At 31.0% G+C, this 10,932-nt stretch carries 9 protein-coding genes; 2 read left to right on the forward strand and 7 right to left on the reverse strand.

The window, feature by feature from the left end; all coding sequences use genetic code 11:
- Positions 1-327: 327 nt before the first annotated feature.
- From BUB63_RS11980 to BUB63_RS11995, 4 genes are all read right to left on the reverse strand, one after another.
- On the reverse strand, positions 328-1,128 hold the full coding sequence (locus tag BUB63_RS11980) for a TPM domain-containing protein (RefSeq protein WP_073250030.1): 801 nt from the start codon (positions 1,126-1,128) through the stop codon (positions 328-330).
- Between the two features lie 11 nt (positions 1,129-1,139).
- Positions 1,140-1,700 (reverse strand): LemA family protein, encoded by a 561-nt coding sequence (locus BUB63_RS11985; protein WP_073250032.1) that lies wholly within the window; start codon positions 1,698-1,700, stop codon positions 1,140-1,142.
- A 119-nt stretch (positions 1,701-1,819) separates the two neighbouring features.
- Positions 1,820-2,521: a TIGR03943 family putative permease subunit gene (locus tag BUB63_RS11990; protein ID WP_073250035.1), complete on the reverse strand. Its 702-nt coding sequence runs from the start codon at positions 2,519-2,521 to the stop codon at positions 1,820-1,822.
- A gap of 4 nt (positions 2,522-2,525) precedes the next feature.
- The gene (locus BUB63_RS11995) at positions 2,526-3,530 is read right to left on the reverse strand and encodes a permease (protein WP_073250038.1); all 1,005 of its coding nucleotides are present in this window, start codon (positions 3,528-3,530) and stop codon (positions 2,526-2,528) included.
- Between the two features lie 223 nt (positions 3,531-3,753).
- Between BUB63_RS11995 and BUB63_RS12000 the strand changes: the two genes are divergently transcribed.
- Positions 3,754-4,488, forward strand: a complete 735-nt coding sequence (locus tag BUB63_RS12000) for a polysaccharide deacetylase family protein (protein WP_073250041.1) — start codon at positions 3,754-3,756, stop codon at positions 4,486-4,488.
- A gap of 314 nt (positions 4,489-4,802) precedes the next feature.
- Here BUB63_RS12000 and BUB63_RS12005 read toward each other — a convergent pair whose 3' ends face one another.
- From BUB63_RS12005 to BUB63_RS12015, 3 genes are all read right to left on the reverse strand, one after another.
- Complete coding sequence (locus BUB63_RS12005) at positions 4,803-6,161, reverse strand: RsmF rRNA methyltransferase first C-terminal domain-containing protein (RefSeq protein ID WP_073250044.1); 1,359 nt, start codon at positions 6,159-6,161, stop codon at positions 4,803-4,805.
- Between the two features lie 270 nt (positions 6,162-6,431).
- Positions 6,432-8,711, reverse strand: a complete 2,280-nt coding sequence (locus BUB63_RS12010; RefSeq protein ID WP_143290287.1) for a VWA domain-containing protein — start codon at positions 8,709-8,711, stop codon at positions 6,432-6,434.
- An 18-nt stretch (positions 8,712-8,729) separates the two neighbouring features.
- Positions 8,730-10,562 (reverse strand): hypothetical protein, encoded by a 1,833-nt coding sequence (locus tag BUB63_RS12015; RefSeq protein WP_073250050.1) that lies wholly within the window; start codon positions 10,560-10,562, stop codon positions 8,730-8,732.
- 210 nt (positions 10,563-10,772) lie between these two features.
- On the opposite strand from BUB63_RS12015, the gene BUB63_RS13470 reads away from it, so the two are divergent.
- Positions 10,773-10,932, forward strand: a 160-nt coding sequence (locus BUB63_RS13470; RefSeq protein WP_200790197.1) for a transposase, incomplete at its 3' end; no start/stop codon positions are given.

Consider the following 10,932-nt stretch of genomic DNA (forward strand, 5'->3'; position numbering starts at 1 on the left):
TTAAGAAGATGTCGATATCTTCGACTTGTAGGTGCTAAAATACATATTATTTTAGCAAACACTGCGTGTAATATAGTAAGGATGGTCAACTTAATTATGCAGCAAAAGGCCACCCTTAGCTTTGCTACGCCCTAAAATGAGGAAATAATAAAAATAGGGCTCAAAACAAAGCCCTATATAGATTGAATTAACAAATATTACTATATTTTTAATGCTACGCATTTTACATTAATAACTTTTTATGCATTTTATTAAATTAAGTTGAATATTTATAAAAAACGTCATTAAAAGCCACTATTTTTTCGGAGCTCTTGGTGGCACTTTTTGTTACCAGCTACCTGAGGAGCCGCCACCACCCGAGGAACCTCCCCCAAAGCCTCCAAAGCCGCCACCAGATGAGCCTCCACCTCCGAAAAAGCCTCCTCCTCCGTAGCCGCCCCTTGGCCCTCCTCTGTTATTTGAGCTAAATAGTATATAAAGTAAAGTTCTTAAAAGTGTTCCTCTAAAAAATACGCCATCTAATCCTAATAGAACTATTATAAATATTATAATGAAAATGATATTTGTATCAGTTTTAGATGTACTACCACTTCGGATAGGAGGTATATTTTTATCTAAAGACTCAAGCTGAACACCATATTCCCTTGCAACTTCACTGCAGAGTGCTTGATATCCAAGAAGTATCCCCTTTGAGTAGTCTCCCTGCTTAAAATATGGAAGTATATACTCATCCCTAATTCGTCCTGTTTTACCATCAGGAAGTGCTCCCTCGAGTCCATATCCAACTTCAATTCTCATCTTTCTATCTTTTACTGCAACTAAAAGAAGTACTCCATTATCTTTTCCCTTCTGTCCTATACCCCAGCTTCTAAAAAGTACATTTGCATATTCCTCTATACCCAAACCCTCAGTTGAGTCTATTGTTACAACTGTTACTTCAGCACCTGTCTTTGAATAAAGCTCACTTCCAATTTGAAGTATTTTATCCCTCGAACCTGCGTCTATAATATTTGCAAAGTCATTGAAATATTTATAATCTGTTGGTTTTAAAAATATAGGTTCAGCAAGGGCTGTTATGCTAAAGAACAGCAGTATTACTAAACTTAAGGGGAGGATTTTTTTCTTCATAAAGTTCCCCCCTAAAACTTAACTTCTGGTGGATTTTGTGCATTTGGATTTGCCTCAAAATATTGTTTTTCATTGAAACCAAACAATCTTGCCATAATCACTGTAGGGAACCTTTTTATTTTTACATTATACTCCTTAACAGCAGCATTATAGTCACGTCTTGCAACTGCTATTCTGTTTTCAGTCCCAGCAAGTTCATCCATAAGCTGTCTAAAGTTTGCATCTGACTTTAAAGTCGGATAGTTTTCAACAACAACTAGTAGCCTTGATAGTGCACTATTTAATTCATTATTTGCAGCAGCCTGTTCCTGTGGAGTCCTTGCCCCTGCAAGCTTTGCTCTTGCATCTGTTACAGACTGAATAACTTCCCTTTCCTGCTTTGCATATCCCTTTACTGTTTCAACTAAATTTGGTATTAAGTCTGCTCTTCTTTGTAGCTGATTTTGTATCTGGCTGTAGGATTCCTTTGTTTTTTGATCTAAAGCTACAAGCCCATTATAGCTTCCTACACCCCAAAGTACTACTAAAACTACTAATGCTATTGCAATAATCTTGCCATTTATCTTGCCCATTTAATTTCCTCCCTTAAAAAAGTATTTGTTATAGTATTACATATTTTTTTGATTATTTCAAACTTTATTTTTGTTAATTTATTAATTAAATATTCCTTTTAAACCCTTTATATCAAAATTTATGGATAAATATATTCCTCCTTCGGTTTTTCAATCAATTTCACGCCCTTACATTTGATGATAGGTATTATTTCCCCATTATATACTCCCTTTTTTATAACACCTTCAACTCTAACCCAGTCATTTTCCTTAATATTATTTTCTCCCACAACCATTAGTCCAATTATCTGTGCATCCGCTGCACAGCAGGTTATGAGCATTCTTGCCACAACAAATTGATTTTCATTAAAGCTCTTATCCTTAAACACAAATCCATCAATTACAATTTCTCTTCCCTCATATCTATCTAAATTTTTATGAAGCTCATCCATTACGTCTAAATAGTTTTTGTTATTAACCTCTATTAAATCCTCCTCAATCCTCCCCCCTGCTGTTTTTATTGGAAATGTAAAATTAGCTTCTTTGTTTTGTGCTATATTTTGTGAAGCATTTTCAAACTCATAGGTTGCTGCCACGAAAATAAAAATTAAAAACAAAAAATATGGCAATATCCTTATTTTATGATGGTGATGGTGTTTTTCCTTAAATAGCTTGTAAACCTCAAATAAAAATAAAATAAAAAGCATAACCGATGCAAAGATACTGTATATAAAAAGCCTTGGATGAAGAAAATAAAATATTTTACCTGTAATATTTAAGATAGACAATATTAAAAAAAGCAAAAACAAAATTCCCGCCCATAATATATTCTCAAATCTCATATACTCACCTCAATAGCATTGATGTATTTATAAATGTTCCAAATAGAATACAAAGTAAAAATATTAAAAGAATAAGCTCGAGGGCAAACCTCTTTTTAAAGGATGAAAGCAGTATTAAGGTATTTTTAATGTCTATCATAGGGCCAAGAATCAAAAAGGTAACAAGGGAGCCTACTGTAAACTGCTGTACAAAGGTTCTTGCTATAAAGGCATCTGCCTCAGAGCATAGAGATATAACATATGCGAAAATACCCATAGCCATAACAGATAAAAAGCTATCTGAGGAATAGTTTGCTATAACAGAGCGTACATTTGATGTCTGCATTATAGAAGAAATAAATGCACCAAATATCAAAAACTTTCCTATATCTAAAAATTCGTGGCTTGTGTGATCTAAAATTTCATAGAGCCTTGAACTATAATGGTGGGAATGGCCACAGGAACAGTGGTTATGTTCGAAGGTATTGTTTAATACGTTTTTATCCCCTTCAAGATACCAAAGCAGAAGACCTATCAAAACAGAAATTAAAATACCAAAACCTACACGAAGTGCCACCATATATTTCATATCATAGAAGGCATTGTATGTAGATAAAATTACAACTGGATTGATTATTGGACAAGAAAGCATAAATGTTATTGCCACATAGCTTGGAACTCCCTTTTTTATGAGCCTTCTTACAACTGGTATTATTCCGCATTCACAAATAGGAATAAAAAGTCCAAGAAGTGATGCAGTAAAAATTGCAACAATTCTATTTTTAGGTATCAATCTCTTTATTGTTGCATCGGATACAAAAACCTGAATTACTGCTGAAATAAAGGAGCCTAAGAGAATAAATGGTATTGCCTCAAGTATTATGCTTATAAATACAGCTGAAAAGGAGTTTAAATAGTCTACATCTAATTTAAATACCCTAACTCCTAATAGGTTGACAGATACAAAAATAATTAGCAAAAACAATATAAGCCTTAATAGACTATACCTTGATTCATTCAAATTTTCCATATTTTTCCCCCTTATAATTTCTAAAACAAAAACAGCTATATTGCCATTTATTCACATACTAAATTATATTAAATCCAGATATTTAATTATACATTAAAAGAATTAATGAAACTGGTTTAAATCTAATAATATGTCTAAACCCTCTACAAAAGAGAGATTCTCATTGTATTGTTATTATTAAAATCGTCCATAATAAATTTAAGATATAATAGGAGTTGATAATGTGAAAAATAAATTTTTATCTATTTTATGCTTTCTTCTTACAGGATTTATCCTTTATACTTTGTCTAATATGGAACTAACCTATAGGGCAGCTGTAGATGATTCCTCTACAGTTAAGACTATTTATCTTACCTTTGACGATGGTCCAAGTTATAAAATTACCAATCAAATATTAGATATTTTAAAGGAAAAGGAGGTTAAAGCCACCTTCTTTTTAATAGGAAATAAGGTTGAAGATAGAGCTGAAATAGTTAAGCGAATATATAATGAAGGGCACTCAATAGGACTTCATTCCTATACACATAAAATGAAGCAAATATATAAAAGTGAGGATGCCTTTATTGAAGAGATGAAAAAGACAGAGGATGCCGTATACAATGTAATTGGAGTTAGGCCAAAAATAATAAGGTTCCCGGGTGGAAGCATAGGACATCTTGATGAAGATTTTCACGAAAAACTACACGATTTGGGATATAAGGTATATGATTGGAATGCAAGGATTTCAGATGGATATGTACCAAGTAAATCACCAGATGTTTTATATAAAGAGGCCATTAAGACAAGCAAAAAATGGAATACTGTTTTTCTTCTTATGCATTGTAGTGAGACAGATAAAAATACTGTACAGGCACTACCAAGGATAATAGACTATTTTAAGGAGAAGGGGTATATATTTAAAACAATTGATGAAAAGACACCTGAATATTATTTTAAATATAAAAAACGTAAGCCTTAAGCTTACCTGAGATTGTTGATAAACCTATTTGTTAGCTAAATTTTGAAAAAGCCCCATGAATGGATTTCAATGGGCTCTTTCATGAGCTATAGCAATTCTTGCTTTTCGACTTTGGAAAAGTCCGTAATTCGGCACAGGACGTGCCGAGCCGAGCGGCCATCAGGACGATGGCATCGCGAGGGTAGGACTTTTTCAAACAAAGAAAAGCTTAGAATTGCTTAGCAAAATGAATCGATGCCCAAGAAATCCTTCATGGGGCTAATCAATATATAACTTTTTCAACAGCCTAAGTTAAGCCTTTATGCTTACCTTCTCTATTGCCATCTTAGTGCTTTTGGGAAATAATTCTTTAGCACTCCCTTTGCAACTTTTCCAAAGCTTAAGGAGTAGCCATCAACATTTATAAGGTACCATCCATCCTCTAAATCTATGTTTAAGGTATAACCTTCTATATATTTCCTTATTTCCTCTGAATCCCTTGTAAAATTTATATTTCTATAAACTTCATCCATCTTTAAAGTTGCAGATAGGGCATAATCTGGTTCAAACCTATTTTTCTTAAACTCTCCAAGAAGTATTCCAGGACGAAGTACATTTAAATCCTTTAAGTCAAAGCAATCATCAGGAACATAGTAGAGCCTATCTCCTCTTAAGATAAGTCTCTCATCATCAAACTCAAACTTTAAGGTATCCTTAACAAATCTTCTAAAATCATCTATATCCCTTTTGCCTATGTTACTCTTTAGCATTTTAGGTTCTTCAACGTCTCCATCAAGCTTTTTCAGTAGAGCAAGGAAGTGGCCTTCTCCCTTAAGTCTATGGGGCATAAGCCTTGCAACCTTTTTAAGCTCTGGATTATTAAAGACTTCGTAAAATCCTTCCCTAAAACCATATTTCTTTTCTATGTTAACAATTTCAAAGTTTTTATTTTCCCTTAAAAATTCATCTATCACATACTCATTTTCCTCAATTGAAAATGTACAGGTTGAATATACCATAAGTCCACCAGGCTTTAGCATATTTGCAGCTGACCTTAAGATAGGCCTTTGCATTGCCTGATAGTTTAGGACATTTTCCACACTCCAATAATTCAAGGCATCCTTGTCCTTTTTAAACATACCCTCTCCAGAACAGGGTGCATCTACAATAACCTTATCAAAATATCCTATAAATACCCTCTCTAACTCCTCTGGTGAGTTGTTTGTAACAACAGCATTTTTAATTCCCATTCTTTCTATATTTTGAACAAGTATTTGGGCTCTTTTAAGCTTTATCTCGTTTGAAACAAGAAGTCCTTCTCCTTGCAAATATGATGCCGCTTGTGTGGATTTTCCACCTGGGGATGCACAAAGGTCTAAAACCTTTTCGCCCCTTTTAATTTGAACCTGTGGTGCAACAGACATTGCACTTGGTTCCTGCACATAAAAAAGCCCTGCTGCGTGATAGGGGTCCTTTCCTGGCTTTTCCTCCTCTATATAAAAACCCCTCTCCTCCCAAGGCACTCTGTCTAATATTTTATAGGGAGATAGCTCTAAAAAATCCTCAACGCTAATCTTTAGAGTATTTACTCTAATTCCCTGATATCTATCTCCTTCATAGCTCTTTAAAAAATCATCAAACTCTTCCTTTAAAAGTTCCTTCATTCTATCTAAAAACTTCTCTGGTAGCCTCATAATATTCCTCCAACAACAAAGTTTTGTAGATATATATTTTAACATTTATAAGGCTATATTACAAGAAATACTAAAACCCAATATATATCTTAGGTGACATCAAAAGAAGAAGTGAAAAAAGTAATATTATGAGGACAATATATATTTTTCTTCTCATAATCCCAACCCCTAATTCTTTATGTTTTCTTAATTTAATTTTATAACAACCTACTTTTAAAATAGTAAATAATTGGTTACGAAAACAAAAAGAAAAAGTGGCAAATTGCCACTTTATCTCAATGTAAACTTTTTAACCATTACAGGAATTGAAGGGGTTGTATTTCCAAAATACTTATAAATATCTTGAGTTATATTATACTCTACTCCTTTGTATGTTACTTTTATAGCTGTTATTCTTAAAGTAACTTCTTTATCCTTTACATTGTCATCTGTTATCCTAAATTTAAATCTATCACTTCTACTTTCTGCTGAAGCGTTAAATAAGAAATTATTCTGCTGTCCATCCTTAGTAGTTTCAACATCACCATCGGTAATAGGAGTTAAAATCAACTCAACTCTTGCATTTGAATCCATATTGAACAATTGTCTATTTGTTATATCTACTTTTACTGTAACATAAGTGTTGTTTGGTATTAAGTTTCTATTAATCTCAATTTTATTGAAATTTACATAGTTATAAAAATCTCTTGACCTTATTTCAATGCTTCCTATTTGACAGCTATTTGTATAGTTATAACTTGAACCTTCTACTAATTTTTGGCCACTGATTATTGCCTCATTTAAATTTATAACACCTGTATCATTGGATTTGTATTTTACATTAATAGTTACTGGTGATGGGGTACCTTTTTTGTTTTCAAATACAATGCTATCTAAATTGATGTTTAATTTTCCATTTTCAATACTATATTGTGTATTGTCTAACTTTATTCCATTAACATATACTTCTTCAACCTGAAGCTTGGAAGGTAGGTTTTGTTCTAATTTTATATTTGTATATACAGTAGACTTAGTTATAGATTTATAAATTTCATTAAACAAGCTCTGTAAATTATCTGCATTATCTATTATTTCAGAAATTCCAGCTTCTATTTGTTTAATTTGATTAAAGAAATTAACATCTATATCTCCTACTTCAGTATTTAAAGCAACAAAATGCACTTTATACTTTGATTTTAACTCACTTACCTTATTTTTGGTTATGCTTTTTGTTATTTCATCTGGTTTATTCCCAGGGCCTAAATAATCTCCAAAAACTTTAATATTCTCACCATATTTAGTTTTATAATCATTTATCGTATTACCATTAACATAAAATGTCGGCATTCCATCTGTTAAAACAATTATATGTTTTTCAACATCTCTACTATCAGCATCTAAATGTTTTTCTGCTATTAAAAGTCCTTCATAAATATTGGTTCCGCCGTTTCCAAACATTCTATCAACTCTATTAAGTAAAATCTGCTTGTTTTCTTCAGAATTAATGCTTAACAGAGAATCATTAGGATTATTGACTCTCGTATCAAAATCAACAATTGCAACCTTGTCATCTTTACCTTTACTCTCATCAGACATTTTGTTTATTAAATTCTTGGCAGCCAATATAGTTTTATACATTTTTGTATTAATATATTGTTGATTATCATAAGACTTATAATATAAATTACTATTTTCTACTCTATTATAATAATATTCCTTTATTGCCTTAGAATCTGTATAGTAAGTATATTTTTCCCATATTCCATAATATCTATAATACTTCTCAACAATGTATTTATATATATGATTAGTATTTTTGCGTTTTACATAACCATCAAAATCAATTTCATAAATATCTCTATAAGTATTTGTCATCTGCATCGACCCAGATGTATCCACTACTAAAACAATATCTACTGGATTTCTGTCAACATTTATTTCACCCTGAGGAGTTAATTTGTATTCAACTTCTAAGGGTTCGTCTAAATAGATATAACCATTTCCATTTTCATCGGTTCTTCTATTCTTTATGTTTGCCTCTATGTTTATGTTTGTTGGATCTATGATTAATGAACTTAGTGGAGCATTGCTTACTCTATTAAATAGTTTTACTTGGTCAGTTAAGGTCTCTGAAGTCACATCTTTCGTCTTATCATTTCCTTTATTATAATTATACGTCAATGTAGCAATCCCAAAATTTTCTAATTTACCTATGGATTTTGACTTCAACTTTACGCTAAATGAAATACTTCCATTTGGATTAAAATTTAAATCATTGCCCTTTAGTGTATTGCCAACTATATTCCATCTATCTGGTAAAGTTGATACTTCAAAGTTAGCAGGTATAGGATAAGTTATACATATATTGGATATATTATTGCCCTGTCCATTTATTTTATAGTTAAACTGCAATTCAACTTCTTGTCCTATCCTTATTAGTTCGCTTTGAGTTAAAATTTTTGCACTAAAATCCTGCACACCTGAAGCTTTTGTCATTCTACTCCATCCGATGCCTAAAACAATAGCTAAAACCAAAACTAAAGCAAGTATTCTTTTTTTCAAGGTTTTCACCTCCTAAACCCCTTAGGGCTATTTTATAACTATTTGCCTTTTAGATTTAATTAAAATATTAGTTTTTGCCTTTTCTTCAAGCCCTGCATAAATGTCTTGTTGATAATAATCATCAGCTGTAATACCCTTTGCAATAAATCTATAGAATTTCTGACAATCTTCCTTTTTATTACTTAAGTAGAAGTTTATTAACTCTTTTGAATTTGCTTTATTTGCTTCTATTGTAATATTTTTCCCTTTAATAATCAAGTCTCCATTGGAAATAATAGTACCATATATTTTTGTACTTTCACTGCTATTTAGGGAAATATTTCCATTACTATATAGGAAAACACTACATCCATCATAATTTTTTAAGTCTTGTATCTCAATATCTCCATCTTGAATTAATACATATGTTTTATCACCTATAATTTCAATCTTTTTTCCTGGTAAATTATTTAAATAATCTAAATCTATATAGTCAAAAAATGAATTAGAAACTAATCCTTTATCTTTAAAATGTACTTTCTCTAACATTTCAGCCTTCTTTTTTCTTGATTCATCCCTCGCTGAACTTTCACTTAAACCATCCTTTAATTCAAGCTCAGCAACCCTTGATTTTATAGTATCAATATTATTGATAGAATCTATATTTTCACTACCTAATTTATATATTTTGTTATTGGCTATTAAAAAATAAGGAAAGTAGCTCTGTGATATTTTTGTTTCATTAATTTCTATGCTGTTTCCAAAATCATATTGGTAATCAAAATTGATATTGTCTACTTTTGAAAAATAAAGATAATCCAAAATAAAACCAATTGATTTACCAATAGTGGCATTTATTATAGGTTCAAAAAGATTTAATTTAAAATTATGATCACTTTTCAAGGAATAATCATTAAAATGAGTATTATATTTTTCTTTATCACCCATATAGTTATAAATTATAAAGTTTGGATTTATTGCAGTAGTCTCTAAAGTTTTAAATGGATTACCACCTCTAACCAATTCATCAACAAAGGCAACTCCAAATAAAATTACTCTACCGCCTATTCTAAGTTTAGATAAGGTGTCGTTTATAATAACAGAAGACGAACTGTTATAATTAGTATTGCTGTTTGCTTCCTCGTATGATACAAGGTCATTGTCAATATTGATTTCACTATTTTTTGCATATAAAGATACGTTATCTGCGATATATGCATTCTTAACTTTTATATTTGAATCTTTAGCCTTTTCATCTGTTACAATTGAATGGCACCAAACATCTCCACCCTGTCCATTTTGGTTCTCCTTAACCTCTATTTTAGAACCCTCTGTTACTGTTCTAACAAAGCCACTTATTAAGTTTTCATTTGAATCTACATATCCAGTATATATATTACCTTCAACTACCAAATTTCCATAGGTGCTACCCATACTTTCTATAGTTGTTGTATTTACACTTGCATTACCTGACTTTAAGTTTTCTATAGCTTCAGAATCAATTCCTACTAAAACTCCTCCATAGTTTTCATAGGGTTTATTTTCTTCTATACTATTTCCTGTACCCTTTGCATATATGTCACCCTTCACTGTTAGCGTACTATTTCCATTTGCAACAATTATATTTCTTCCTGAAATTAATGCATAATCTAATAATCCATTATATCCTCTATTTATTTTTTTATTTTCATCTGCAAAGGCCTTTTCCCTAAAGGGATTAAATTCAAATGTTGTTACCATATATCTTTGAACATCACTGTTTTTGAGTCTTATTTTTACTAACAATGTTTCAATTGGATATCTACTTCTTGTATATGAAGTCAAATTGTTTTTAGGTATATCTTTAAATATGCTTTTATATTCAGAACTTTTTCCATCCATATCCCTTAGAATATTAAATTCAACATCATAATCATTATTTACCCTGAATTATTCATGGAATTTATTTAAAAGAGTTCTATAGCCCATATTAACTTAATTTTTTACTAAACTGCATTTCACTTAAAAAGTGAAATAAAAACATGAAAAAGAGGGCCCAAATTTGTTATAATATAGTTGCTAAACAAATACCAAACAAAGGGAGGGTTCTCAATGTTTAGTTTATATGATATTTGTTTAGAAAGCAATAGTAAAATACGATTAAATTTTGATGGTGGTGACTTATCTTCTGATACAGGATTGTTATTGCTTAAAGAATTTACTCATAAAATTGGCTTCGAAAATGTAATAAAAAGTTTATTTAAAACAAATG

It is taken from the genome of Caloramator proteoclasticus DSM 10124 (assembly GCF_900129265.1).
GTDB lineage: Bacteria > Bacillota > Clostridia > Clostridiales > Caloramatoraceae > Thermobrachium > Thermobrachium proteoclasticum.